The following is a 26,018-nucleotide window of genomic DNA, read 5'->3' as shown; positions in this document are numbered from 1 at the left end:
AAACCTTCAGTTTTGCTGAAGGTTTTTTTGTGCCCGAGACTGGATTCGAACCAGCACGCCGTTTCCAGCGCCACCACCTCAAGGTGGTGCGTCTACCAATTTCGCCACCCGGGCCCCAATTCAACCCTTTCAGGTTAAGGGACGGCAAAATTAAGGATTTGCGGCTTTCAAAACAATTCTGAACGTAGTTCCTTTTCCGGGTTCAGAGCTTTTTACAAAGATCTCACCCTTATGGTATTGTTCCATGATCCGTTTGGAAAGACTGAGCCCCAGTCCCCACCCGCGTTTCTTGGTGGTGAAACCGGGTTTGAAGATACGGGCAACATGCTGTTTGCTTATCCCTTTACCCGTATCGCTGACATCGATCTGGATATCCTGATGGTGTTTATGAATATCTACATGAATGGCGCCTTTTCCTTCCAATGCATCCAGGGCATTTTTGAGCAGGTTTTCGATCACCCAATCGAACAGCGGGCCTGAAATGGGGGCTATCAACCTGCTCTCGCCATGGGTGTTGAGCGAAAATTGAACCTTCCCGGCAGCCCGTTTTTTCATGTATTCCATCATTTCCCGTACCTGGCCTATAATATCCCTTTCTTCCAGGTGGGGGATGCTGCCGATCTTGCCAAAACGGTCGGAAACAAGGCGAAGGCGATTGACATCCTTTTCCAGTTCGGAGACGATCTTTTCGTTGTTAGGGTCCTGTTTCATCATTTCCACCCAACCCTCCAGAGAGGAAACCGGCGTACCCAGTTGGTGGGCCGTTTCCTTGGCCATGCCAGCCCAAACCTGGTTTTGCGAAGAACGGTAACTACTGCGCAAGGCTAGAATGGTCACCAGAATAAACAAGGCTACGATCAGGAGCTGAACCAAGGGATAATACCGTACTTCCTGTTGCAATCGCGTGTTTCCGTAGTAATATTTATTGTACGTAACAGGCTCATTAGTGATCTCTACCCGTACCGGATCGTGAATGGACTTGAACTCCGCCACCATTTTTCGCAGATACTGGGTATCATTGGCTACTTTCAGGGAGTCAAGATTGGCGTAAATTCCGGAAGGGTTATCCTTTTCATCTGTTTCAATGATCGGAATCTCGGTATTATCTACCGCAATTTGGTTGGTAAACCGGATCACATTTTCATCGTTGGACAAAGCTTTTATTTTAAGTGATTCCGCGAATGCGGTCACTTTGACCTTTTCCTCACGATCGATCTTTTCACTCAGGTATTTGGAATAAAAAATGGTACCCGTTACGATGATCATGGCTACCAAAGCCAGCAGGGTCCTCCAATTCCAAAATGTCTGAAACATATTTCGAATTTAGGAAGGATAGTTATTTTTGATCAAATTATTTTACCCGTTGAATCCATTACAACCCAAGGTCGCGATCGTCATCCTGAATTTCAATGGAAGGAAATTCATGGAACAGTTTCTTCCTGCTGTCGTCAGCTCTGCAGAAGGGATCGCCGAGGTGGTGATAGCGGACAATGCATCCACCGATGATTCGATCGCTTTTCTGGATCAGCAATTCCCGTCTCTCCGCCTCATCCGGTTTAAGAAAAATGGAGGGTTCGCTAAAGGGTACAATGATGCCCTCGCGCTGGTGGATGCTGATTATTATGTGTTGCTGAATTCGGATGTGGAGGTAAGTCCGGGGTGGATTCAACCGGTTATTCGTTTACTGGAATCAGATCCGGGTATCGCTGCCTGTCAACCCAAACTCAAAGCCTACCATGATAAGAAGCTATTTGAATATGCGGGCGCGGCAGGTGGCTGGATTGATGGATATGGGTACCCTTTTGCCCGGGGACGGATATTTGACACATTGGAAGAGGATCAGGGACAATATGATCAGGCAGCTCCCATTTTTTGGGCCAGTGGCGCCGCTATGTTTGTCAGAGCTTCTGTTTACCATGAAATGAAGGGGTTTGATGAATTCTTTTTTGCCCACCAGGAGGAGATCGACCTTTGCTGGCGTATGCACCTGGCAGGGTATCGAATCTATTCCTGTCCCGAATCGGTGGTTTATCATGTTGGCGGCGGAACCCTTCCACATGGCAATACCCTCAAGACCTACTTGAATTTCAGGAATAACCTGATCATGTTATATAAGAACTGGCCCTGGACAGTAAAATGGTGGAAACTGCCCTTTCGGATGGCCCTGGATGGCGTTTCTGCCTGGAAGGGTTTATTAGCCGGGCAGGGGGGGTATTTCAAGGCGGTCATACGGGCACATTTAGCCTTTGTTAAGTGGGTTATTCTTCAGCAGGGAGCCAGTGTTTTTCCCCAGCATAAAGGGGGGGTACCCGAGGGGGTCTATCCCGGCAACCTGGTTTGGCAATATTTTGTCAGGAAAAGGAGGATTTTCCGGGAAATTGTAAAGCCCCGGGGTTTGTAATTGATTTTGAACCATTATTTTTGCATCACAAATTGAGCATATGAGTCAACACGCCGAATATCACGAGGAACTCCAGAAAGTACAGGACCGCGATTTCACACATAACTGGGTGTCTTCGTCCTCTTTCCTGTTCTATCTTCAGGTGGCCTGTTTGCTGGCCTTTATCTTAGGTGGTTGTTATATGTTGTACAACAAGCGCTTTGAAAAGACCAAGGCCCCGGTACAGGAGAGTTCCCTGTATACCCCCAAATACAAGTAATTTTTAGGCTAATTTTTTTTCAGGAACGATTGATTTCCTTATTTTTGCAACCCTCTTCGGTTACCATAGCTTTGGCGAAGGTGATTAGAGATTAGTTCTTTATCAGCGGAAGTAGCTCATTTGGTAGAGCACGACCTTGCCAAGGTCGGGGTGGCCGGTTCGAGCCCGGTCTTCCGCTCAAAATCCTCCTGTCTAAACGGGGGGATTTTTAATTTAGGAAAAGAATCAGCGCCCTGGTGGTGAAATTGGTAGACACGCCGGACTTAAAATCCTGTGGGCCGCAAGGCCCGTGCCGGTTCAACTCCGGCCCAGGGCACAAAACCAGTCATTGTATGGCTGGTTTTTTTACAAATAGGAGGCAGGCGTTGCGGCTATTTGAATTCTTTGATTAAGACCTAGTCAACGTAACTGTAATCAATTCGCCCGATCAATTTCTTCTCGCGTGTGAAATTGGCTTCGCGGACCTTCAGGCCCTTTTCATTATACTGATACCTCCAGATAAGATACCCTATTTTAGGATTGGGCATCACCGTTATTTTTTGAATAACCCGCCCCGTCTCATCATATTCAAACATAAAGTCGGGGAGGAGCCGCTTAGCACGGGTATTATAGCGGACAATATCGGTCAATTGACCATTTTCATTATAATAATAATAGATCGTTTCAGTGGGGTTACCGCGTTTGTAGGTTGTTTCTTCTGCCACATTCCCATTTTCATCTTTTACAAACCGAAACTCTGTGGTATCTCTTCCATTCACTACCCTGATCATTTTTTCAGGCAAACCCGCAGGGTCGTAGTACCAATGATGTTGCTCCATTTCTGTAATACCCATCGCCGTATCCGAAGCTGAATTTTCAAGGAGAACAATACGTCCCGCTTCATCATATCTGAAATAGGTCCTGTTAATGGTGGTGGTGGTAGAGTCAACCGAACGGATCAATTGATTTTGAGAATTAAAGGCCAGGTATTCCCAACTCCGGTTTTCATCCTGGCTCCGGGTGATCGTCCATTGCGGCGCAACCGGGCGAATCGACTGGGTCTCAGAAAACCCCGGTTCAGGCCGGTTGTCCTGGTTAAACCCGGTGGCAGATACACTGGTGACCCCTGCCCGGATCAAACGTTCCATTTGGGCATTGGTTTCTCGGGTACCCATGATATCATGGTAATAGTGCTGGGCATGTATCGCCGGGGAAAGGAAAATCAGAAAGGCAAGGCCAACGGCTTTTAAGGGAGTGTGGATCATGTAGCAAATGTACTAAAAGCTAAAAGCTAATAGCCAATAGCTTTTAGCCAAATTCCTGCAAATCTCCTTATTTTTAGCAAAACGGCTGATATGTCCCATGCTCCGGAAAGAACCGAAAAAAACTGCCTGAATTGCGGAACCACTGTACAAGGTCGCTATTGCCATATTTGCGGTCAGGAAAACGTTGTGCCGAAGGAAAGTTTTTGGAGTCTTGTGGTCCATTTCTTTTCCGATATCACCCATTTTGATTCGAAATTCTTTGATACCCTTCGTTATCTGCTCTTTAAGCCTGGTTATCTTTCTTCGCGCTTCATGATGGGCAAAAGGGCCAGTTTTCTGAACCCGGTAAGAATGTATGTTTTCACCTCTGCTATCTTCTTTATTATTTTCTTTACATTTTTTAAATCTGATTCGGCGATCAAATGGGATGACGATGTTATACTCACCCAGGATAGCCGGGATTCGATACTGAAGAAAGTGGATGAAAGACTGAAGGCAAATCCGGGTAACGAATATCTGCTAAAACAGGTCGATCAACTTAAGGATACCAGCAAACCGCTTCGGTCCATCGATTTTCTGGAGCTCAGTGAAGATTTTCGCGCGATATCCATAACGGGAAATGATTATAAATCCGTGGAGGAGTACGATTCGGCACAAAAAAAGCTCCCTGCCGGGAAAAGGGATGGCTGGTTCAGCAAACAGATTCAAAAGAAGGAGATCGAGATCAACGCCCGGTACCGACATCGTCCCAAGCAGGCATTGAAAGATGTGGCCGATGCTGTATTACATAAGCTACCCTACCTGTTATTTGTCTCCCTTCCCTTGTTTGCTTTTGTACTAAAGTTGCTCTATATCCGGCACAAAGAGTATTACTATGCCGATCATGCCATTTTCTCTGTACACCATTATATTTTCAGTTTTATCAACCTCCTTTTTATCATGGGGTTTTCCAAGTTAGAGGATATAACGGGTTGGGGAGTATTCACTATTGGGGCCGTCCTGCTGGTGTTGCTTTGGTTCTTCTATCTGTATAAAGGAATGCGCAATTTTTACCAGCAGCGTAGAGGGAAAACCATATTGAAATATGTGTTACTGAACCTTTCCGCGCTGGTGATTAACATTATTTTGATGGCCTTGTTCTTCTTCCTGAGTATTTTCACCATATAATTCAATCGGATGAGTAATATTTTGGGCGAAAAGTTTCTCCGGCTGGTATCCATCATGGATGACCTGCGGGAGAAATGCCCCTGGGACCGAAAGCAGACCATTCAGTCGCTTCGGCAAATGACCATTGAGGAAACCTTTGAACTGGCCGATGCGATCACCGAGGAGGATTGGAAGGGCATACGCGAAGAATTGGGGGATATGTTCCTCCACCTTGTTTTTTATGCCAAGATTGGGTCCGAGCAAGGGAAGTTTGAATTGGGGGATGTGCTTGACGGGATATCGGAGAAACTGATTGCCCGCCACCCGCATATCTATGGGGATGTGAAAGTGGAAGATGCCGATGAGGTGAAAAAGAATTGGGAGAAACTCAAATTGAAAGAAGGCAAGAAATCAGTTATCGGGGGCGTGCCCAAATCCCTCCCCGCCACGGTTAAAGCCATGCGATTGCAGGAAAAGGCAAAACAGGTGGGTTTTGAATGGGAGAACCGCGACCAGGTATGGGAGAAAGTGGAAGAAGAGGAGGCCGAGTTAAAGGAAGCCATTGCCAACGGTGAAAAAGAAAAGATAGAGGAGGAATTTGGCGACCTGATCTTCTCCCTGATCAATTATGCACGGTTTTTGCAGATCGATGCTGAAAATGCCCTCGAAAGGACCAATAAAAAGTTCATTAAACGGTTTACCGATATGGAAACCATAGCCCTTTCAAAAGGCCTTGACCTTTCCACCATGTCCCTGCAGGAAATGGATGCGATCTGGGACGAGATCAAAAAGCAGCCACGCTGAGTTGAGAACCAAAGTTGACCATATTATATCCAAATGGCCTTATCTGCCCCTTTTTGCCCTGGCACTATTTGGCCTCTCCTATCTTTTTGTCGGCTCCATTTCTGAAAGAACCTCGGTCAACCGGGAAAGAAAAAAATTAGAAGAATTCGTACAAAAACAGGAGCGGGATTTTGAAATGCTCCTCGGAGATACAGCCCGGTTTAACCGGTTATTGGCCGGCAATACACAGTTGGCCGATATGCATCATTTCACAGATAAACCCTACGGTGTTTATCTGTTTATCATGCCAACGGAGTCTACCGGGGAAATGACCTTTTGGAACCGACAATCGGTGGTGCCGCCTGCTTCTTTTCACACCCTTCCAGATGGACGATTTTTCCGGCAGTTGGATAACGGCTATTATGTTTGTATCAAACGGAGTTTTAACCAGGCCGGCCTGCCACTCGTGATCTATGGACTGATCCCGGTTCAGTACAAATATTTTGTCCGGAATAATTACCTGCCCCAGGATTTTGTAACTGGCCCAAAAGGGGACGAGCGCATTTCGATCGCCGGAAGTATTACCGATTTTCCCGTCAATTCGATTTCAGGAAACCCGTTGTTTTACCTGGAGGCCAAAACTAAATCCATCATTGTACCCAATGCGGCATGGCTGATCGGATTAAGACTTGCCGCTGTATTCTTTTTGCTGCTCTATTGCTACCTGATGGCCGAGCGATTGATTGCCCGGAAAGGCTTGTGGGTCGGTATCGTATTCTTTATTTCTTCTTTGCTACTGCTGCGGCTGATCACCTATTTCGCGCCCTTTCCTTTCCAGTTGCGTCAGTTCCCTTTGTTTGACCCGGCCACCTATGCCTCCACCCCGGTGATGAAATCCTTGGGGGATCTGTTGATCAACTCTGTGCTTTTCTGGTGGATATCGATTTTTACCTGGTCAAAGATCGGCGAGCGGAATTTGGAAAAAAAGGAGACGCTGTCTGTAATGGATTGGGTATGGGGTACCCTGGCCATCGCGGGATTTGTATTCTTTACTTTCTATACAGCCAATGTTACCCGCAGTCTGGTCGCGGATTCACAGATATCCTTTCAGGTAACGGATGTCTTTAGCCTGACCATAGACTCCATTGTCGGTTTTGTGATCCTCGCTGCCATTTCCCTGGGGTATTTCTATTTGAGCAAATTGGTGTTCAAATATATCTATACGGTATTTGATAAATTGTTCTTTGCTGTTTTTGGCATCATTGCCTTTTCCGGATTATTGTACCTGACCATCAGTTTTGGCAACCCCCTGACGCACTTTTATCTAAAAACACTGATCTGGATGGTGGGGTATGCCTACCTGCTCTATCGAAAGGACCTTTTCTTTAACCGATTTCATGTGAGTATTGCCGGGGTATTGTTCTGGATATTTGTTTTCTCCGTATCGAATGCCGCGGTCATGATGACCGAAAATGCGAAAAAGGAATTTGAAAAACGAAAGGCTCTCGCACAGCGGATATCCATTACTACCGACCCGACCACCGAACGAACCCTTAGTATTGCCCTGACCTATATCGACAACGAGTTCCTGACCCGGAATTTCAACCGTTTCTTTAATGAAACAGACAATGCCTATCTCCGGGACAGCATCCTGAAAAGCAGTGGCTACCTCAATATTTTTGATACCCGCCTGTTTGTGTTCGATAACCAGGGGAGGGGATTGTACAATGAGGAAAACCAGCCCTTCAACACACTCAATACCATTTTTACGGTACAGGCCAAACCTACCAATACCCCCGGTTTTTTCTATTACGATAATTCTTACGACCGTTTTACCTATATCATTCGTCGCGAGATCACATCACCAGAAGGGCAGTTGGAAGGATACATGTTTATTGTCTCCAATCCCAAGCAATATAGTTCCGATGCCCTTTATCCTGAATTGTTCCGTGATAAGAGTTATGAGGACATATCGGATTATTCCGGCTACCCCCATGCCGTGTATAAACAAAAGAACCTGATCAGTCCATTTAATAAATATCCATTCCCCACATCCCTGTCTGATACAGAGATCCCCCGTACCGAATTTGATGAACGGGTGAACGGAGATTATGATGAGTTATGGTACAGGGCAGGAGCGGAAAAGGTGGTGGTCATTGCCCGCAAACAGGAGTCCATCATTGAGGGTATCACCCTTTTTTCCTGGTTGTTTTGTGTGTTTCTCCTGCTGGTAAGCCTGCTCCGGTTGATCAGCCTGCTCATCATTGCCGTTTACCGGCGGAAGGAACTCAAGCAGTTGTTCCAGTTGAATATCCGGACACAGGTACACAGCATCGTGATCCTGATCAGCCTGATCTCTTTTCTGGTGATCGGTATCGTGACGATCCGGTTTTTTATCAACCGTTTTGAACGAAGCAATAGTGATAAACTCAGCCGTACGATGGGGATCATGGTCAGGGAAATGCAAAAAAGACTGGCGGACCATCGGATGTTTGACGATGTCCTCTCCATTGATGATTCCATTTCCAATAGCAGTATTCAGGACCTTGTAAAAGAGGTGGCGGAGATCCACAATGTGGACGTGAATGTGTACGATCTGCGGGGTAACCTGTCGGTCACCTCCCAACCCCTTGTGTACAATGAAGGTTTCCTGAGCAAGAAGATGGACCCGGTTGCCTTTTATCACCTCAGCAGGTTAAAGCAGATACCCTATGTACAGCGTGAAAGACTGGGGACCCTGAGTTATTCGAGTATCTATGCGCCGGTAAGAAATGAATCGGGCCGGGTAGAGTCCTACCTGAATATCCCTTATTTTCTTTCACAACGTGAATTGAACCAGGAGATCTCGAATTTCCTGATCACGATTATCAATCTGAATGCCTTTATCTTCCTGATCGCGGGAGCGATCGCGTTATTTATCACCAACCGTATCACCAGTTCCTTCCTGCTGATCAGCGAACGGATGCAGGAGATCAACCTGGGAAAAACCAATGAGGAGATCGACTGGAAGCGCGACGATGAGATCGGTGGTCTGGTGAAGGAATACAACAAGATGGTGAAAAAACTGGAAGAGAGTGCCTCAGCCTTAGCCAAGAGCGAACGGGAAGGGGCCTGGAGAGAAATGGCCCGACAGGTGGCGCATGAGATCAAGAATCCGCTCACGCCCATGAAACTGAGTATCCAGTATCTCCAAAAGGCCATTAACAACAATACGGATAATGTGAAGGAGCTTTCTGCCAGTGTAGCGCGTACGCTGGTTGAACAGATCGATCACCTGTCCAAGATCGCGGCCGACTTTTCTCAATTCGCCAATATCGGCAACCTCAACATTGAGTATTTTGACCTGCATGAGGTGCTGGCGCCTTTGTGCGATCTCTATAAGACCAATACAGCTGTTCGTTTTGAATGGGAGCCGGTCCACCAGAAATTATTGGTAAGAGCCGACCGCACCCAGATGAACCGCTTATTCACCAATCTTTTCCAGAATGCGATAGAGGCCAGTGCCTCATCGGAAATGGCGCATATTCACATAACCGAGGAACTTGGCGAAGGAAAGGTTACGGTCAAGGTTCGTGACAATGGAGAGGGTGTACCCGTGGAAATGCAATCGAAAATTTTCATTCCCAATTTTACAACGAAGTCATCCGGAACCGGGCTTGGACTAGCCATGTGCAAGACGATCGTAGAACAGGCTGGCGGTGAGATCGGCTTTGAAACCGTACCAGGAGAAGGGACGGTGTTTTTTGTGGAATTGCCCTTGTTAAATTAGGAATAAGCAACTGGAGGCCATGGTCTCTTATTTCTTATTTTTTATTTCTAATTCCCTCAAGGTATTTTTCAAACTGAGACAGGGTAAAACTGCTCAAATTCTTTTCCTTCGTCAATCCGCCTTTCTGAGCGGCCAGTACTCCAAACCGAACATCATCAAATCCATCCAGGGCATGTGCATCCGGGTTAATGGAAAGCAAGGCCCCCTTTTCTAAAGCATAGTCGATCCATTTCCAATCCATATCCAGTCTCCGGGGGTGCGCATTGATCTCAATAGCTACCTGGTTTTTTATACAGGCCTCAATGATGATGGTATGGTCAACAGGGTATCCGTTTCGGCTTAACAGGAGACGACCGGTCATGTGCCCCAGGATGGAGACATAGGGATTGGAAATGGCCTTGAGCAAACGGTTCATGGCTTTTTCTTCTGACATGGAAAGATTGCTGTGCACGGAAGCGATCACGAGGTCAAAGCTTGCCAGGATTTCATCCGTATAGTCCATGCTGCCATCATTGAGAATGTCGCATTCAATGCTTTTAAAGATCTTGAATGGGGCCAGTTGCTGGTTCAGTTCAAAGATCTGTTTGTGTTGTTGCCGGATACGGTCTTCGGTCAATCCATTCGCGTAGGCGGCTGCTTTGGAGTGATCGGAGATGACCATATACTCCCAACCCCGACGGATACATTCTTTGGCCATTTCCTCAATGGTATTGCTTCCATCGCTCCAGTTGCTATGGCTATGGATGAGGGATTTGATATCTCCTACCTGAATAAGCTGCGGGAGTTGGCCATTGGCTGCTTTTTCAATAATCCTGCTTTTTTCACGAACAGCAGGAGGGATATAGGGCAGGCCTACTTTTTCAAAGAGCGGTTGGTCGTTATTGACGGAGGTATCGCCATTCAGGGCATTGGGAAATTTTTGGGTAAAGGCTTCAATGAATTCTGCCGAACCCGAACTACGAAACAGTCTTTCGGCGAATGCACCTTTCCCTGTGTGGAGCCGAAGTTTGAGCCCGTTTTGTAGTTTATATAATAGTGTGTCGGTGGTCTCTTCCAATAATTCGGGCGGATGAGCAGTCTGGAATTTGGGTTTGATCCATTCATTTGACTGATCCACTACAAAGGCCAGTTCTTCGATCACAGGATCTTGCCGGCGGTAAGCTCCGGTGACTGCCACGAGGTGTGGGGCGAATAATTTCTGCAGGTATCCGTTTACCTGGTCGTAAACCTCAAAGACCTGGGAGTAGAGGAAATGGCCCTGGTGGTGTTGGAAGAATTCGATGGCCTCTTGTACATTCCGTTGGGTTTTTTCTCCAAATCCTTTGTAGCGGGTGAGCCGGTTTTCGGTACAGGCATATAATAGTTCGCCTACGGATTCGATCCCCATTTCCTTCCAGATGATGTGGATCTTTTTGGGCCCCAGGCCTTTTATCTGGAGTAGTTCAATTACACCCGCCGGTGTGGTTTCCACCAATTCTTTCAGAGCGGAGAGTTCTCCGGTGTCGAGCAATTCGATCACCTTCCGGCCCACGCTGTCTCCAATGCCCTTTAGGGTAAATAGCTGGGAGCGGTCAACGTCCTGTAGTTGAACCGGGAGTTTTTCAATATTGAAGGCTGCCGCCGAATAGGTGCGGGACTTGAAGGAGTTCTCTCCATGGATATCCATCAATTTGGAGAGAAGGGAAAAGTGCTCGGCAATGGTATAGTTATCCATGGCTGCAATTTAGGGGGAAGCGGGGAGGGGTTAAAATCAAAAGTCCCCCGGGTTACCGGAGGACTCTATTCGATCTAAAAAGCTAATCTTACTTCTTCTTTGCAGCTTTTTTCTTAGCGGCTTTTTTCTTAGCAGCTTTTTTCTTAGGGGCTGCTTTTTTAGCGGCTTTTTTCTTGGGAGCGGCTTTTTTAGCTGCTTTTTTCTTTGTTGCCATTGTTTAGAATTTAAGGTTAGTAAAAAAACTTATCGACAGTAAAAATATAAACATTATTTAAACTGTCAAAAAATTTTTCCACATATTCTTAAGCCGTTTCCACAGCGCTTACGGAAACAAAGGTCCTGTTATTTCTCCCTTTTTTATATTCTACCAGGCCATCGGCCAGGGCAAACAAAGTAAAATCTTTACCTACACCCACATTTTTACCGGGGTGATAAACGGTTCCGCGTTGGCGAACGATGATGTTTCCGGAGGTAGCAGGTTGGCCACCGTAGATCTTTACACCAAGGCGTTTGCTCTGTGAATCGCGACCGTTCTTTACACTACCTTCACCTTTCTTATGTGCCATGAGAAGAAGTTTATTGAGTTAACGTCGGTTTAAATTATTTGATGTCTTTGATAAGGATCTGGGTATACTGGGTACGGTGACCATGCAGTTTACGGAACCCTTTCCTTCTTTTTTGTTTGTAGGCGATCACTTTGTCCCCTTTTACGTGGTCAACGATCTCGGCCTTAACTTTAACCTTTACCTGGCTACCTACAGAGATAGACCCATCGGCATCAGCCAGCAATACTTCGGCAAATTCCACTTTGTCACCAGCATTCCCTTCCAGGTGGGGTACATAGAGGGTTTGGTCTTTGGCGACCTTGAATTGCTGACCGGCTATTTTAACAACTGCGAACATGTTTCCTAAGTTTTAAATCCGTCAAAAAACGGGAGGCAAAGGTAAGGGTATTTTGATTACCGGCAAAACAGTGGATCAAAGATTTATGACACAATTTTAACCCCCTCCAACCGTCTCAATCCTTTATATTTGTAAGCCCTTATCCCCAGCCATTCATTTATACCATGAAAATCAAGTCTTTCTTAGCCAAGCCCTTTGCCGGGTATGTGCATAAATCGCTGAAAAAGGGCATGTTAACCGCTGTTCAGGACCAGGAGGCGATTTTTCGCCAACTGATCAAAACGGGTCGGGTGACCCTGTTTGGCAAGGACCACCGTCTTGAGCAGGTCAACGACCATAAAGGCTTCCAGCAGGCTGTACCGGTGCGGGATTACGAGCAGTTTAAACCCTATATTGAAAAGATCAAGGAAGGAAAGGATAATATCCTGTGGAAGGGTAAACCGATCTATTTTGCCAAAACATCCGGTACTACCAGCGGGGTCAAATACATTCCCATTACCAAAGACTCCATTCCCAATCATATCAATTCGGCGCGAAATGCCCTGCTTTGTTATATGGCCGAAACCGGACATACCGATTTTGCCAACGGAAAGATGATCTTTCTTTCGGGATCGCCCGAACTGGAAAGAATCGGCGGAATACCCACCGGTCGACTGAGTGGGATCGTCAACCACCATATCCCCCGTTACCTGCGGACCAACCAGCTCCCCAGCTATGAAACCAACTGTATTGAGGATTGGGAAACCAAACTCGACCGGATCGTGGAAGAGACCATTAACCAGGATATGACCCTGATTTCGGGAATACCACCCTGGGTTCAAATGTATTTTGACAGGCTTTCCACGATCAAACAAAAGAAGATACGTGAGATATTCCCGAATTTCAGGGTATTGGTACATGGCGGGGTAAATTTTGAACCGTATAAGGCCAAACTCTTTGAAACCATTGGTCAGAAAATAGACACCATCGAAACCTATCCCGCGTCGGAAGGGTTCTTTGCCTTTCAATATTCACAGGAGGAAGAAGGGCTTCTTCTCAATACGGATAGCGGAATTTTCTTTGAGTTCATCCCGGCAGGAGAGGTATTTGACCCCAATCCGACCCGGCTTACGCTGGCAGAGGTAAAGACCGGGGAGAACTATGCCCTTATCGTTAATAACAATGCAGGGTTATGGGGCTATAATATTGGAGATACGGTCCGTTTTGTTTCGTTGGACCCCTTCCGGATAATAGTTACAGGGCGTATCAAGCATTTTATTTCGGCCTTTGGGGAACATGTGATCGGGGAGGAGGTAGAATACAGCCTGCTTCGGGCCGCGGAAGAGGAAAATCTGGGGATCACAGAATTTACCGTAGCCCCCCTGATCCAGCAAGGCCAGGGTAAAAGTTTTCATGAATGGTTTATCGAATTTGAAAACATGCCTGCCGATCTTACCGCCTTTGAACAAAAAGTAGATCAGCACCTTCGCCAAAAAAATATATATTACGATGACCTGATCACCGGGAATATCCTGTCACCCCTCCGGATCACCCCTGTTAAAAAGAATGGGTTCATAGATTATATGAAATCCAAAGGGAAATTGGGTGGGCAGAATAAGGTTCCTCGGTTGAGCAATGATCGTACCATTGCAGAAGAACTGAGTCCCTGGACCATGAATTAATGCATACGAATGACGAATGACAAGCCGATAAAACGAATTGCTCTTTTTGGTTCCACCGGTTCCATTGGAGTACAGGCATTGGAAGTGATAGAAGCCAATCCGGATCTTTTTGCCGCCGAAGTGCTGACTGCACAACACAACGACGAGCTGCTTATTAAACAAGCACTCAAGTTTCGTCCGCATATCGTTGTCATTGGTGATGAATCCAGATACAACAAAGTAAAAGAAGCCCTGGCTTCCACCGATACCAAGGTTTTCACCGGAGCCAAGGCCCTTGAAGAAGTAGCCGCCCTGGATGTATATGATATGATGTTGGCAGCGATCGTTGGCTATGCCGGACTGAAACCGACGATCAGCGCGTTGCGTTCCGGGAAAGCCATCGCCCTGGCCAATAAGGAAACATTGGTAGTGGCCGGCGATATCGTGATGCAACTGGCCGTGGAAAAAAGAGTGCCCATAATTCCGGTGGATTCGGAACACTCCGCCATTTTTCAATGTCTGGTAGGAGAGACTCGCAACCGGATTGAAAAAGTGATCCTGACTGCTTCCGGCGGCCCATTCCTGGGAAAGAAACCCAATTTCCTGGTGAATGTAAAAAGAGAACATGCCCTGAAACATCCCAATTGGGAAATGGGGGCCAAAATATCGGTTGATTCAGCCACCCTTATGAACAAGGGACTTGAAATGATCGAGGCTAAATGGCTGTTTAACCTGCGTCCCGACCAGATACAAGTCCAGGTACACCCCCAAAGCATCATCCACTCCATGGTACAGTTTGAGGATGGTAGCATCAAAGCGCAGATGGGGTTACCTGATATGAAACTCCCTATTCAATATGCAATGGCCTTCCCCAGCCGGATACCCAATCAATTTCCGCGTTTGGATTTTCGTAAATATGGTACCCTGACCTTTGAAGAACCCGATACACGCACCTTCCGCAACCTGGCCCTGGCCATGCATGCCCTGAATAAGGGAGGAAACCTTCCTTGTGTGATGAATGCGGCAAATGAGATCGCTGTCTGGGCCTTTTTAAGAAACCGGCTTGGGTTTATGGATATGACGGATGTGATCGAAAGGACCATGGAGAATGTCCCCTTTATCGAAAAACCCACCCTGGAAGAGTATTTTGACAGCGATGGTGAGGCGCGTACCTTTGCCGCCGACCTGATAAAACTGTAAATATTAAGCTTTCTCGAGGCGTGTGCAGCGAGAAACAAAAAAGAAGTAATACAATATGCTACTAGCCATCGATTGGAGTACTGTCGGAATCAAAGCAGCACAATTTATTCTTTCCTTTTCCATCCTGATCCTTCTGCATGAACTGGGTCACTTTTTGCCCGCCAAATGGTTCAAGTGCCGGGTGGAGAAGTTCTATCTCTTTTTCAACCCCTGGTTCTCTTTGTTTAAAAAGAAAAAAGGAGATACTGAATATGGCATCGGCTGGATTCCGCTGGGAGGTTATGTAAAGATCTCCGGTATGATCGATGAGAGCATGGACAAGGAACAAATGAAGGAACCGGCCCAGCCTTATGAGTTCCGTAGCAAACCAGCCTGGCAACGGCTGATCATCATGTTGGGTGGGGTTACGGTGAATGTGATACTGGCCATCATCATTTTTGTTTTCATTCTCTGGATATGGGGTAAAGAGTATTTGCCACCCGCTGAAGCGAAATATGGAATTACAACAGATAGCCTTTCCCAATCGATCGGGCTTCGGGATGGAGATATCATCCTGAAAGTGGATACGACCTCGGTAGAGGATATCTTTCAGGGACAAATACGCCGTAGCATTGTATTGAATGAGGCCCGGTCGATGACGGTAAAAAGAGGAGACAGCGTTTTTAACCTGCCACTCCCTGCCGAGCTGGTAAAACAACTCAATACCCGGAAGGCAACCGCCTTTACCGGTATCAGGTTCCCATCCATCGTGGACTCCTTTGCAAAAGATTCAAAAGTTGCTGCAGCCGGAGTACAGATCGGTGATCAATTCATAGGTGTTAATGGTAAATGGACTCCCTATAATCATGAATTCCGCAAAGCGATTGCCGGGTTAAAGGATACAACCATTCAGGTAGCCCTGCTCCGTAATAGCGATACAATACAAGTCACCCTTCCTTTGAATAAAAAAGGACAAATGGGTTTGTATTTTCAAAGCCTGACCAAACTGGGATTCCAGTTTCATACAAAAGAATTCAGTTTCTTCGAAGCGGTACCCGCCGGATTCAAAGAATGTTGGTCCACCCTCGGTGCCTATGTAACCGGATTGAAACAACTCTTCACCGGAAAAGCCAAAGCGAGCGAGTCCCTGGGAAGCGTATTAAGCATCGGCGGTATTTTCCCGGGGGTATGGGATTGGCAGTCCTTCTGGCAATTGACCGCGATCTTCTCGATCATCCTGGCGTTTATGAACGTATTACCCATTCCCGCTCTGGATGGTGGTCATGCCCTCTTCACCTTAATCGAAATGATCACCGGTCGCAAACCCAGTGATAAATTCATGGAATACGCGCAAATGGTGGGTATGGTCTTGTTGCTGGGACTGATGGCGTATGCGATGGGCTTGGATATCTGGAGAATATTTAAGTAAAGGATAATAGTATTGAAACCACAGAGGCGCAGAGAAAAATTTTTCTTTGCGCCTCTGTGGTTTTTTATAAAATATATTATCACATCTCGATGCCGATCTTTCGCATCAGCAACGATGCGTTCATGCTCGTGCAAACGCCTGTCTTTAATTTATAATCAAAGAAAAGTTCTTCCCCTTCCACCTGTACATCAAAGTGGTAATTGTGGATATGACCGGGAAATTCCTTTGTCAGTGAAGCAAGTTCAAGATCGTGGGTAGCGATCAGTCCTGTTGCCTGATGATGGATGAGTTGACGTATTAAAGCGGCAGAGCCCTGGTGCCGGTCTCCGGAATTGGTGCCCCGCAGAATTTCATCCAGCAGGATAAGTATGTTTTCTTTTCTGTTTACGGCTTCAATGATCGTCTTTAACTTTTTAAGTTCCGCATAAAAGGTGGAAGTGCTTTCTTCCAGGTTATCGCTGACACGCATACTACTCATCACACGTAGGGGTGATACTTCAAGCGAGCCGGCGCAAACCGGTGCGCCGGACATGGCTAATATGGTGTTGATGCCCACTGAACGGAGAAAGGTGCTTTTTCCAGCCATATTGCTTCCGGTGATCAGGGCCAATTGCCCTTTTCCCGATACTTCGATTGAACTATTAACCCGCTTGCCTGCCGGGATCAACGGATGCCCTAGTTCCGTAGATCGGAATACTCCTTCTTCGCTTACAATCACCGGAAATGCCCAATCAGGATGGTTAAAACGAATAGTAGCTAAGGATGACAAAGCTTCCATTTCTCCATACACCCTGAACCAGGATAAAGCGTTTTTTCCATATTGGGATTTCCATTTTTCCAGGGCAAAAATCTGTTGCAGGTCCCAGAAAAGCAGGGTGTTTAAAGGAAGAAATACAAGGGGATTGAGCCGATAATCCAACCGGTCCATGATCTTTCGCAGCCGGCTGATAATGGTGGATGATTTTTCTTGCCCGTGATGGAGGCTATCAATATAAGAGGTCAGTAGCGTTGAACGGGGTGCCAGTTCTTCGAGATGCCCTATGCAATGAGAGAGTGTGGTAAACTGTTCATTTACCTTATTCAATTGAACATAGGCGGGCATGACCTTTCGGCTAATTAACAGGGAAAGTATAAAGAACAGGAACAACAGGGGATAGAATTGCTGGGAAGTAAAGTTCCCTGTGAGATAGGCCAACAAATTACCCAATGATAAAATGGGCAATATCCAACGAAGGAGGACATAGAATTTATGGTTCAGAAATTGGTGGCCTTCGGCGAGCCAACGAGAGACAGCGATCTCCGTTTTCAGGGTTACCTGGTTCAATCGGCCGTATGATTGAAATTGAGCCCTCCATTCAGGGTTTGTGGCTAATTCCTTTACGGCATCCTGCCGGCTTCGGATCAGCTCAACAGGGGCTGGATGAAGCAGCCATTGCACCAGGTTTTTTTGCCCCGATGTGGATTCGCTGCGATTGATGTATTGAAACAAAGAGGCATGACCAAGAATATCGAGGTCATTGGCATAATCATGTTCTTTGGAAAAATGACCTTCTCCGGTTGGCCTGAAATAAAAATCGTGTGCGGCAATACGGATCTCTTCTTCCGTAACCAGGACCAGGGTTTCTTTATTCAGAATCTTTTTGTCATTGTCCAGGTCTGCCGAAAGGGCAAAAAGAAAACCGCCAAAAAGCAGGGCAGATACAAGGATCAGCGGGGAGAGAGAGAAGGTAATGGCGTACCAAAGAGTAGCACCGGCAGCCAGCAGCATGATCAATCGGGCCCAACCCAGGAATCTTCTTTTCCGGTAATGGGGTAGAAGGGAAGCCTTCCCGTCTATGACTCTTTGAGTGTAGTAATCAATGGGTTTTAACGAACCGTTCATGGGTTAAAGCTAAGGAAATGTTGTATCTTTGCATGTTCGGGGAACTAAAAGCCAATAGCTATTAGCCAATAGCTTTTAGCTTTTGGAAGAATAGGTTTTCCGCAAATGGGGGCGCTTGGTTTTGACAGCATAGATCTTTGAAAGTGTAAGCATGTTCTGCGTTGCGTAATTAGCAGGCTAATCTGAATACGCAAAACACAAATGGCAATACTCAGTATGCCATGGCTGCCTAATCAGTGATTAAGTAGTCATTAGGGCCGCGTGAGCAGGTTTGATCCGTTTCCAAGCTCCGCCGCCGACTCAAAACCAAAACGGGTTGCTATCGCCATAGGCTGTGCCGGCGGTCTAAGACTTATACAGCTAAGGTAATGATCGGTCGCCCGGTTTTCCAGTCATTACCCGACACCCCAAACCAGGATAAGCATGTAGAAGACTTTTGGGGAATATGTTTGGACACCGGTTCGATTCCGGTCGCCTCCACTTTGGGATGACGGAGGACGGATGTTGGATGACAGATGACGGATGACAGATGACTGATGACAGATGACAGATGACTGATGACGGATGTTGGATGATGGATGTTGGATTGATAATCCTGACTTCCGACTCCCGATCTCCGTCATCAGTCATCTGTCATCCAACATCCAACATCCAACATCCAACACCCAACATCCCCCTAACCAAACTTCCTCAACAAAAGCCCCAGCGCATAATTCAATGCGCTCTTTAAAACCGACTCTTCCTCCACTTCTTTTTCTGCCTTTTTGCGCAGCGCATCCTGAACGGCTTCTTTGGCCATGTTCAGGGGTTTGATACTATCCCGAAGGGAGTACCAATCCAGGCGCATTTTAACTTCAAGGGCTTCGCGTTTGTCTTTCAGTCTTTGCTTTTCAGCTTCGAGGTGAGCTATATTTTTAAACTTTTTCATGGTCTTCTTCTTTTGGGTAGAGATGAAGAAGGATGGAGTTCATGATCGGAATACGGATCAGTCTTTCACGACCGGACCAGATTCCCCAGGAAAGAAGGGTATAAAACAGGCCCATGATCAGAAATCCGCCCCAGACAGACCCGATCCAGATACCAAGCAGAAAGGCGAGGCCAATGCTTCCCAGGGTCAATCCCAGAAAGATGACGAGGGCGACAGCAAGAAAGGCCAGCATATTGCTTACCAGCAGCGAGGTTTTTTCGGCTGTTTTCAATTTTGCTGTTTCAATCCGGTTGTCTAAATAATCACGGAGTGTACCCGCCAGCTCCTCCGCTTTGGAGAATACTTTTTCCATAAATCCATTTTTTAATGTGTTGGAAGGGGTTCCTTGTTTACGCTATCGTGCTGTATAAATTCATTGGAGTAGATACGGAATAAGAGAATGATATAATTCAAAAGCAATGGACCAAATACAAATCCGATAAACCCAAATAGGCTTAGTCCCACGATCACTCCCAGCACAGTCACCACCGGATGGACATGCCCCCATTTTTTTAGAAGTGTGATACGGGAGAGATAATCCACATTCCCCGTAATGATAAAACTATAAAGCATCAGACCGGTGGCATTCCAGGAATCGCCACTGGCATACATAAAAAGTACCAGAGGCACCCAGATGGTCATGGTACCTACTACAGGAAAGAAGGCAAAAACGCCGGTAAGAAATCCCCACAGCACAAAATCATCCATACCAAAGATCATATATCCCAACATGGCGGTGACTCCCTGTATGAGTGAGATCAGGGGGATGCCCAACGCACTGGCCCGGACAAGCCGTTTGGTTTCAGAAGCCAGCAATTCCACATTGTTTTTTTTCAATGGAATGATATGCCCTAAGAATTGCTCCATTTCTTTTCCATGAACCAGCATATAATAAAGTAGGAAGAGTAAAAGCGCCTGGTTTGCGATGAGGTTGGCAGTGTCATTCGCCAATTTGGGTAAGAATCCTGCGATCCGATGCTGAAAACTGGAAAGTGTTTCTTCTGAAAGCAGGAACCAACCCGTATCCTGTTGTACTTTTTGAATGGCCTGATTGGCCTTTGCGAGAAAAAAAGCCGGATCGGCGAAAAAAGGTTGCACCTGTCCTTTTAACAAGAGCCAGGTTATATACACCAGGGATAGTGGCAGCAGGAAAAAGATCAAAAGGTAAAGCCCCGCTGCCCAGCCTCCGTTCCATTTACGGTGATAGACCAATTGGAAATAACTGTTTCGGCTCAGAATGTACAGGGTGATAGCCCCGAGCAAACCGGGAAGGAAGTAGAGAAGTTCCCTGACCACAACAAACACCATCAGCACCAGGAGGATAATGATCATCACCTGTTTGACCTGACGGTTAAAGGTAACCGGGGTATTCATACTGCAGATCTTGGATGACGCAGTAAGATACCCCTTTACCAAACTAAATCATATGACCGTGGTTAGCCCCGTATGCGATTTAGCGACCTTTTAAGGTAAGCACCACCACACTGGCAGGCGGCAGGGTCAGGCTCAACTGGTTGCCTGTTTGCTTATAACCTTTAAAGGGTGCTGGTTTAACCCGATCGGGATGTTCGAAATCGTTATGGTCCTGAATCCGGCCGGATTGCAATATCCTTGCTTCGGAAACAGGGTAATTTAAAGTTCCGAGCCGAAGGTCAATGGTTTTGGCCTGGCGGCTGTCTACATTAACGATCGAAATATGAAGGCTTCCATCAGAGGCGCGGGAAGTGGAGGCGTTGATCGCATTCAGCGTGTCTTGCCCCATTACGAACTTATCCGTACGAACCTCCAATGGTATCATGACTGCATCCTGGTGCACATTGTACATCTCCATTACATGGTAGGTTGGTGTGAGGATCAGTTTCTCCTCTTTAGTAAGTACGACTGCCTGCAGCACATTTACCATTTGAGCCAGGTTGGCCATTTTCACCCGGTCGCTATGGTTATTAAAAATATTGAGTGTACTTCCGGCCAGTACAGCATCGCGCATGGTATTCTGCTGATAAAGAAAGGCGCCATTGGTACCGGGTTCCACATCATACCAACCTCCCCACTCATCCACAGCAAGGGCTTTTTTCTTGGCCGGATCATATTTGTCCATGATGGCGCTGTGGCGGCTCACCAGTTCCTCCATTTTCAAAGCCTCCTTCATGGTTTTGAAATATTGCTCTTCGGTGAATTGGGCGGCGGAACCCTTGGCCGTCCAACTGATCACACTGTAATGATGCAGGCCGAGGGCATCGAACATACCCTGTGGAACATTTTTCATTAACACCTCGGTCCAATTATAATCATCACCACTTGCGCCAGAAGCGATCCGGTAAATGCCATCACTGTTATTCCAATTGGTCATAAAGGTGGCGTATTGCCGGTAAACATTGGCATAGTAATCGGCCGTCATATTTCCGCCGCATCCCCAGGCTTCATTACCCAATCCCCAGAATTTTACTTTCCAGGGGGTCGCTCTGCCATTTGTCTGGCGCAGATCTGCCAACGGACTGCTGCCATTGGGGTGGGTTGTATATTTTACCCAATCAGCCAATTCCTGAGGGGTGCCGCTACCTACGTTACCACTGAGGTAAGGTTCGGCGCCGATCTCTTCACAGAAGTTGAGGAATTCATGCGTACCAAAACTATTGTCCTCTCTTGTATTCCCCCACCAGATATTAAGCATGCTGGGTCGCTGGTCTTTTGGGCCAATGCCATCCATCCAATGGTAGGTATCGGCAAAGCAGCCTCCTGGCCAGCGAAGCACCGGAACTTTGAGTTTTTTAAGGGCCTGTACTATATCCAGACGGATACCATTCTTATGCGGAATGGTTTTGTTGTCTTCTCCCACATAGATACCATCATAAATACAGCGGCCGAGATGCTCGGCAAAATGACCATAAATATGGCGGCTGATGGTATCACGGGCTTTTTCGGGGAATAAAGTGACCGTGTTTTGTGCCTGCACTGTGATCACCAGAATCAGCAGGGGGAGGAGACTTAATTTTTTCATATCCGAACATTTAATTTTTTAGTGAGGAAAGGTCAATAACAAAGCGATACTTGACATCGCTCTTGAGCATGCGTTCATAGGCCTGGTTGATATCCTGGATGGGAATGACTTCCACATCGGAGGTGATATTCTTTTCAGCGCAATAGTCCAGCATTTCCTGGGTTTCTTTAATACTGCCAACCATGGAGCCGATGATGCTCCGGCGATTGCTGATGAGGGAAAAGGGGCTAACCTTGGGCTCATGTACAGGCAATCCTACTACCAATAATTTTCCATGGAGATCAAGCAGGTCGAGATATACAGTATAATCATGATCGGCGGAAACGGCATCGAGCAATACATCAAAATGATTCTTGTGTTTTTTCATGGCTTCCTTATCGGTGGTCAGCAGGAAGTGATGGGCACCTAACCGGCGGGCATCGGCTTCCTTATTTTTTGAGGTGCTGAGTACGGTTACCTCGGCTCCAAAGGAAGCGGCAAATTTTACACCCATATGTCCAAGCCCACCCAGGCCGATCACACCTACTTTCATGCCGGGCCCAACACCCGCAAAACGTAAAGGAGAATAAGTGGTGATGCCTGCGCAAAGCAGGGGAGCAGTGGCTTTCAGGTCCAGTCGGTCATCGACGTGCAGCACATAACGTTCATCCACTACGATCTGGGTGGAATATCCACCCTGTGAAATGGTTACCCCATCTCTTTCATAGCTGTTGTAGGTACCTGTCATACCTTCCTCACAATAATTTTCCCATCCACTCCGGCAATTTTTGCAGGTGCGACAACTATCCACAAATACACCCACCCCAACGGTGTCTCCAGACTTGAAACCTTTTACATCCTGACCCACAGCGGTCACCCGGCCAATGATCTCATGTCCCGGAACCATAGGGAAGATATCACTGCCCCATTCGCTTCTTACCTGGTGAAGGTCACTGTGACAAACACCGCAATACAGAATTTCTATGCGCACATCCGCCGGCCTGATCTCTCTCCGGTCAAACTGATAAGGAGAAAGCGGAGACTTTGGATCGTAGGCTGCATATGCTTTTGTTGGATAACCCATGGCGTGAATATTAGTCTATTTGATTTGAACATGATTGGTTACGACATTGCTCGTCGATTTATTGGGAACATCCGGTTGTCCGCCGCCGACACTGATCACCATTTTACCCGCTGGTTGAAATAGTTCTCCGGTTTCAGGATTGACCAGGCTCATTTGCTCAGGGCTCAGCGTGAAATGAATCTCCCGTGATTCACCACGTTTCAAATAGATCCGCTGAAACCCTTTCAATACTTTTTGCGGTGCCTTCCCTTTAAAATCAGGGAAAGACAGATACAATTGGGCTACTTCTTCTCCATCATAGGGACCTGTATTTTTCAGGGTGGCCGTTACCTCCAGGGTGCGACCCGTGGGAAATTCAACCGGCAGATATAATCCGCCATATTGAAACCTTGAATAGCTCAAGCCATATCCAAATGGGTAAAGCGCGGTGCCTTTGAAATACCGGTAGGTTCTGTTGTCCATACCATATTCGGTAAATGATGGAAGGTCTTCATCTCCTTTGTAAAAAGTAACCGGTAAACGTCCAGCCGGATTATAATCACCAAACAAAACATCAGCAATCGCAGTGCCGGCGCTTTGCCCACCATACCAGGTATTTAAAATGGCCGGAATATTTTCGTCCTCCCAGGGTATAGCGATCGCGCTACCGGTCATCATCACAAATACTACTGGCTTACCCGTTTTTTGAAGGGCTTTCATTAATTCAGTTTGCACTTTGGGCAGCATGATGCTGCTTCTGTCACCACCATTAAAACCAGGTTCATTGACAGACATTTCCTCCCCTTCGAGTTGGGGAGAGATGCCACCTACAAAAAGTATCGCGTCTGCATCCTTGACCCGGTTGGCCAGGGTTGTAAAATCATTTTTCATCCTTACGCCCGGGCGGAGCGAAACGATTGCAAAATCATCCCCCTGCCAGTATTCAAGCACGATCTTGTAACGGGTATCTTTTTTGGCATCCAGGGTGATCGTTCTTGCACCCCAGCGGTTGCGGGTCCAGGCATTGATTTTTTCCTTTCCGTCAACCATCAGCCGGTAGCCGTCATCGGCATTCACTTCAAGCGTAATGGGCCCATCGGTAAGGGCGACAAATTCAGTGGTATACCGTGCCGAGAATTGATTGGCCAATAAACCATTCATGATCGCATCGCCTCTTTGCCAGGAATGATCCAGCGTGGATTCTATACGGGATCCAACCGGTGTTCCTTTCAATTCTTTATTGGAAAAATATTCCGCATAAAACCCTGGTTTGCCATTCCACATGAATGAACCGGTCTTTTCAGAATAGACCAATAAAGTATCATTGGTAAAATTGGTGCCCAGTTCATATTGTATATCTACTTTTTCCCCGAGTTTCTCCTTCAGGCCTTCCAGTACGGTCACCACGCGTGAGGGAATACCATTGTAATTGCCCAATACGGCGATCCGGTTATTGGCATTGGGTCCGATGACCGCGATCTTTTTAATTTTTTTGGAAAGCGGGAGGGTATTCTGTTCATTTTTCAATAAGACGATGGATTGTTGCGCCATCTTTAACGCATGGGCTTTATGCGCCGGAGCTTCCAGGACGGAGGGTGGGGTATTGGCAAAAGGAACCTTATCGGCGGGATCGAACATGCCCAACCGGTAACGGATGGTGAACAACCGCCTGACGGATTCATTGATCTGCGATTCGGCAATCAATCCGCCTTTTACAGCGCCTACCAGCGCGGTATAAACAGCTACACCACATTCCACATCTGTGCCATGTATAAGGGCATCCACTGCCGCGGCAGTGGAATCTTTATGCGTTTTATGATACCGGAAAAAATCATCCAGGCCCCAGCAATCGCTGGTCACATAGCCGGTAAATTTCCATTGCTTGCGTAAGATATCAGTCATCAGCAGATCATTGGCACAGCAGGGTTGGGTATTGACGGCGTTATAGGCGCACATTACCCCTGCAACATTTGCGTGAACAACGAGTTCTTTGAATGCCGGGAGATAAGTGTCCCAGAGATCATAGGTACTGGGGTTGAAATTATCGCTGTGTCTTGTAGGTTCGGGTCCGCTATGCACCGCAAAATGTTTGGCACAGGCTGCTGCTTTCAGGTAGCGTGGATCGGATCCTTGCAATCCGCGGACAAAGGAATATCCTAATTGACCGGTCAGGAAGGGATCTTCTCCGTATGTTTCCTGTCCACGTCCCCAACGGGGATCGCGAAATATATTGATATTGGGTGTCCAGTAGGTGAGCCCCATATAGCGTTCTCCATTTCTCCCTTGTTTGGTAGCAAGATTATGAACAGCCCTTCCTTCGGTGGCTGAAAAATCGGCCATCAAAGCCAGGGAAGCTGTATCCCAGGTTGCTGCCATACCAATGGCCTGAGGATAGGAGGTGGTTTTGTAGGGGGTTCTGGCCACACCGTGTAAAACTTCATTCCACCAATCATAGGCAGGAATGCCAAGTCGTGGAATCGCGGGGGCCGCGTTAAGCATCTGTTGAACTTTTTCTTCCAGAGTCAATCGGCTGACCAGGTCATTTACCCGGTCTTCCATCTTTCTGGAATGGTCCCACATGGGGAATTTCTTATAATCCTGTCCCTGGATGGAAAGACCCATACCGAACAGGAAGAGTGAAAACAGTATTCTCATATTTCAA

The 26,018-nt window shown here is 46.8% G+C and carries 20 protein-coding genes, 3 tRNA genes and 1 other RNA gene; 11 read left to right on the top strand and 13 right to left on the bottom strand.

What is annotated here, in order from left to right; translation table 11 throughout:
• Nucleotides 1–30 precede the first annotated feature (30 nt).
• Nucleotides 31–114 (bottom strand) — tRNA-Leu (locus J0M30_12245).
• Nucleotides 115–150: 36 nt separating this feature from the next.
• On the bottom strand, nt 151–1,314 hold the full coding sequence (locus tag J0M30_12240) for a HAMP domain-containing histidine kinase (protein ID MBN8668264.1): 1,164 nt from the start codon (nt 1,312–1,314) through the stop codon (nt 151–153).
• Nucleotides 1,315–1,342: 28 nt separating this feature from the next.
• Between J0M30_12240 and J0M30_12235 the strand changes: the two genes are divergently transcribed.
• From J0M30_12235 to J0M30_12220, 4 genes are all read left to right on the top strand, one after another.
• The gene (locus J0M30_12235; GenBank protein ID MBN8668263.1) at nt 1,343–2,401 is read left to right on the top strand and encodes a glycosyltransferase family 2 protein; all 1,059 of its coding nucleotides are present in this window, start codon (nt 1,343–1,345) and stop codon (nt 2,399–2,401) included.
• 40 nt (nt 2,402–2,441) lie between these two features.
• On the top strand, nt 2,442–2,660 hold the full coding sequence (locus J0M30_12230) for a hypothetical protein (protein ID MBN8668262.1): 219 nt from the start codon (nt 2,442–2,444) through the stop codon (nt 2,658–2,660).
• Nucleotides 2,661–2,765: 105 nt separating this feature from the next.
• A tRNA-Gly gene (locus J0M30_12225) sits at nt 2,766–2,838 on the top strand.
• Between the two features lie 52 nt (nt 2,839–2,890).
• A tRNA-Leu gene (locus tag J0M30_12220) sits at nt 2,891–2,976 on the top strand.
• A 79-nt stretch (nt 2,977–3,055) separates the two neighbouring features.
• Here J0M30_12220 and J0M30_12215 read toward each other — a convergent pair.
• Nucleotides 3,056–3,904, bottom strand: coding sequence for a hypothetical protein (locus J0M30_12215; protein MBN8668261.1), 849 nt, complete (start codon nt 3,902–3,904; stop codon nt 3,056–3,058).
• A gap of 90 nt (nt 3,905–3,994) precedes the next feature.
• Here J0M30_12215 and J0M30_12210 point away from each other — a divergent pair, with 90 nt between their 5' ends.
• Genes J0M30_12210 through J0M30_12200 form a run of 3 tightly spaced genes read left to right on the top strand, consistent with a single transcriptional unit; the run spans nt 3,995 to nt 9,602 of the window.
• Entirely contained in the window at nt 3,995–5,071 is a 1,077-nt protein-coding gene (locus tag J0M30_12210; protein MBN8668260.1) for a DUF3667 domain-containing protein, read from the top strand.
• Nucleotides 5,072–5,080: 9 nt separating this feature from the next.
• Nucleotides 5,081–5,854: a nucleoside triphosphate pyrophosphohydrolase gene (gene mazG / locus J0M30_12205; protein ID MBN8668259.1), complete on the top strand. Its 774-nt coding sequence runs from the start codon at nt 5,081–5,083 to the stop codon at nt 5,852–5,854.
• A 1-nt stretch (nt 5,855) separates the two neighbouring features.
• Nucleotides 5,856–9,602 (top strand): HAMP domain-containing histidine kinase, encoded by a 3,747-nt coding sequence (locus tag J0M30_12200; protein ID MBN8668258.1) that lies wholly within the window; start codon nt 5,856–5,858, stop codon nt 9,600–9,602.
• A 34-nt stretch (nt 9,603–9,636) separates the two neighbouring features.
• On the opposite strand, the gene J0M30_12195 is transcribed toward J0M30_12200, so the two are convergent.
• The 3 genes from J0M30_12195 to rplU all read right to left on the bottom strand — a co-directional run bounded on the left by J0M30_12195 (nt 9,637) and on the right by rplU (nt 12,219).
• Nucleotides 9,637–11,316: a DNA polymerase/3'-5' exonuclease PolX gene (locus tag J0M30_12195; GenBank protein ID MBN8668257.1), complete on the bottom strand. Its 1,680-nt coding sequence runs from the start codon at nt 11,314–11,316 to the stop codon at nt 9,637–9,639.
• Between the two features lie 302 nt (nt 11,317–11,618).
• The gene (gene rpmA, locus J0M30_12190) at nt 11,619–11,882 is read right to left on the bottom strand and encodes a 50S ribosomal protein L27 (GenBank protein ID MBN8668256.1); all 264 of its coding nucleotides are present in this window, start codon (nt 11,880–11,882) and stop codon (nt 11,619–11,621) included.
• Between the two features lie 34 nt (nt 11,883–11,916).
• Nucleotides 11,917–12,219: a 50S ribosomal protein L21 gene (gene rplU, locus J0M30_12185; protein ID MBN8668255.1), complete on the bottom strand. Its 303-nt coding sequence runs from the start codon at nt 12,217–12,219 to the stop codon at nt 11,917–11,919.
• A gap of 164 nt (nt 12,220–12,383) precedes the next feature.
• Between rplU and J0M30_12180 the strand changes: the two genes are divergently transcribed.
• The 3 genes from J0M30_12180 to rseP are packed head-to-tail and all read left to right on the top strand — an operon-like array spanning nt 12,384 to nt 16,467.
• Nucleotides 12,384–13,880, top strand: a complete 1,497-nt coding sequence (locus tag J0M30_12180; protein ID MBN8668254.1) for a GH3 auxin-responsive promoter family protein — start codon at nt 12,384–12,386, stop codon at nt 13,878–13,880.
• A gap of 9 nt (nt 13,881–13,889) precedes the next feature.
• Complete coding sequence (locus tag J0M30_12175) at nt 13,890–15,059, top strand: 1-deoxy-D-xylulose-5-phosphate reductoisomerase (protein ID MBN8668253.1); 1,170 nt, start codon at nt 13,890–13,892, stop codon at nt 15,057–15,059.
• Between the two features lie 55 nt (nt 15,060–15,114).
• Complete coding sequence (gene rseP / locus J0M30_12170) at nt 15,115–16,467, top strand: RIP metalloprotease RseP (protein ID MBN8668252.1); 1,353 nt, start codon at nt 15,115–15,117, stop codon at nt 16,465–16,467.
• Nucleotides 16,468–16,546: 79 nt separating this feature from the next.
• On the opposite strand, the gene J0M30_12165 is transcribed toward rseP, so the two are convergent.
• Complete coding sequence (locus J0M30_12165; protein ID MBN8668251.1) at nt 16,547–18,349, bottom strand: hypothetical protein; 1,803 nt, start codon at nt 18,347–18,349, stop codon at nt 16,547–16,549.
• A 107-nt stretch (nt 18,350–18,456) separates the two neighbouring features.
• Here J0M30_12165 and ssrA point away from each other — a divergent pair.
• Nucleotides 18,457–18,832, top strand: a transfer-messenger RNA (tmRNA) gene (gene ssrA, locus J0M30_12160).
• 193 nt (nt 18,833–19,025) lie between these two features.
• On the opposite strand, the gene J0M30_12155 is transcribed toward ssrA, so the two are convergent.
• From J0M30_12155 to J0M30_12130, 6 genes are all read right to left on the bottom strand, one after another.
• Nucleotides 19,026–19,277, bottom strand: coding sequence for a hypothetical protein (locus tag J0M30_12155; protein MBN8668250.1), 252 nt, complete (start codon nt 19,275–19,277; stop codon nt 19,026–19,028).
• Nucleotides 19,264–19,629, bottom strand: a complete 366-nt coding sequence (locus tag J0M30_12150; GenBank protein MBN8668249.1) for a phage holin family protein — start codon at nt 19,627–19,629, stop codon at nt 19,264–19,266. Before J0M30_12150 ends, J0M30_12155 begins: the two co-directional genes overlap by 14 nt.
• An 11-nt stretch (nt 19,630–19,640) precedes the next feature.
• Entirely contained in the window at nt 19,641–20,690 is a 1,050-nt protein-coding gene (locus J0M30_12145; protein MBN8668248.1) for an AI-2E family transporter, read from the bottom strand.
• Nucleotides 20,691–20,769: 79 nt separating this feature from the next.
• Complete coding sequence (locus J0M30_12140) at nt 20,770–22,314, bottom strand: alpha-N-arabinofuranosidase (protein MBN8668247.1); 1,545 nt, start codon at nt 22,312–22,314, stop codon at nt 20,770–20,772.
• Nucleotides 22,315–22,324: 10 nt separating this feature from the next.
• On the bottom strand, nt 22,325–23,377 hold the full coding sequence (locus J0M30_12135) for an NAD(P)-dependent alcohol dehydrogenase (protein ID MBN8668246.1): 1,053 nt from the start codon (nt 23,375–23,377) through the stop codon (nt 22,325–22,327).
• A 15-nt stretch (nt 23,378–23,392) separates the two neighbouring features.
• Nucleotides 23,393–26,011, bottom strand: coding sequence for a glycoside hydrolase family 3 C-terminal domain-containing protein (locus J0M30_12130; protein MBN8668245.1), 2,619 nt, complete (start codon nt 26,009–26,011; stop codon nt 23,393–23,395).
• Nucleotides 26,012–26,018 lie beyond the last annotated feature (7 nt).

The sequence above is a fragment of the Chitinophagales bacterium genome, from assembly GCA_017303415.1.
Classification (GTDB): domain Bacteria; phylum Bacteroidota; class Bacteroidia; order Chitinophagales; family Chitinophagaceae; genus SpSt-398.
Note: the sequence above shows the minus strand (reverse complement) of the source record. Positions and strands in the feature narration are given on the sequence as shown.

Bases quoted from the DNA above. Each gene is read 5' to 3' on its own strand.
- J0M30_12240 (MBN8668264.1), bottom strand. From the start codon at position 1,314: ATGTTTCAGACATTTTGGAATTGGAGGACCCTGCTGGCTTTGGTAGCC.
- J0M30_12230 (MBN8668262.1), top strand. From the start codon at position 2,442: ATGAGTCAACACGCCGAATATCACGAGGAACTCCAGAAAGTACAGGAC.
- J0M30_12215 (MBN8668261.1), bottom strand. From the start codon at position 3,904: ATGATCCACACTCCCTTAAAAGCCGTTGGCCTTGCCTTTCTGATTTTC.
- J0M30_12210 (MBN8668260.1), top strand. From the start codon at position 3,995: ATGTCCCATGCTCCGGAAAGAACCGAAAAAAACTGCCTGAATTGCGGA.
- mazG (MBN8668259.1), top strand. From the start codon at position 5,081: ATGAGTAATATTTTGGGCGAAAAGTTTCTCCGGCTGGTATCCATCATG.
- J0M30_12195 (MBN8668257.1), bottom strand. From the start codon at position 11,316: ATGGATAACTATACCATTGCCGAGCACTTTTCCCTTCTCTCCAAATTG.
- rpmA (MBN8668256.1), bottom strand. From the start codon at position 11,882: ATGGCACATAAGAAAGGTGAAGGTAGTGTAAAGAACGGTCGCGATTCA.
- rplU (MBN8668255.1), bottom strand. From the start codon at position 12,219: ATGTTCGCAGTTGTTAAAATAGCCGGTCAGCAATTCAAGGTCGCCAAA.
- J0M30_12180 (MBN8668254.1), top strand. From the start codon at position 12,384: ATGAAAATCAAGTCTTTCTTAGCCAAGCCCTTTGCCGGGTATGTGCAT.
- J0M30_12175 (MBN8668253.1), top strand. From the start codon at position 13,890: ATGACGAATGACAAGCCGATAAAACGAATTGCTCTTTTTGGTTCCACC.
- rseP (MBN8668252.1), top strand. From the start codon at position 15,115: ATGCTACTAGCCATCGATTGGAGTACTGTCGGAATCAAAGCAGCACAA.
- J0M30_12165 (MBN8668251.1), bottom strand. From the start codon at position 18,349: ATGAACGGTTCGTTAAAACCCATTGATTACTACACTCAAAGAGTCATA.
- J0M30_12155 (MBN8668250.1), bottom strand. From the start codon at position 19,277: ATGAAAAAGTTTAAAAATATAGCTCACCTCGAAGCTGAAAAGCAAAGA.
- J0M30_12150 (MBN8668249.1), bottom strand. From the start codon at position 19,629: ATGGAAAAAGTATTCTCCAAAGCGGAGGAGCTGGCGGGTACACTCCGT.
- J0M30_12145 (MBN8668248.1), bottom strand. From the start codon at position 20,690: ATGAATACCCCGGTTACCTTTAACCGTCAGGTCAAACAGGTGATGATC.
- J0M30_12140 (MBN8668247.1), bottom strand. From the start codon at position 22,314: ATGAAAAAATTAAGTCTCCTCCCCCTGCTGATTCTGGTGATCACAGTG.
- J0M30_12135 (MBN8668246.1), bottom strand. From the start codon at position 23,377: ATGGGTTATCCAACAAAAGCATATGCAGCCTACGATCCAAAGTCTCCG.
- J0M30_12130 (MBN8668245.1), bottom strand. From the start codon at position 26,011: ATGAGAATACTGTTTTCACTCTTCCTGTTCGGTATGGGTCTTTCCATC.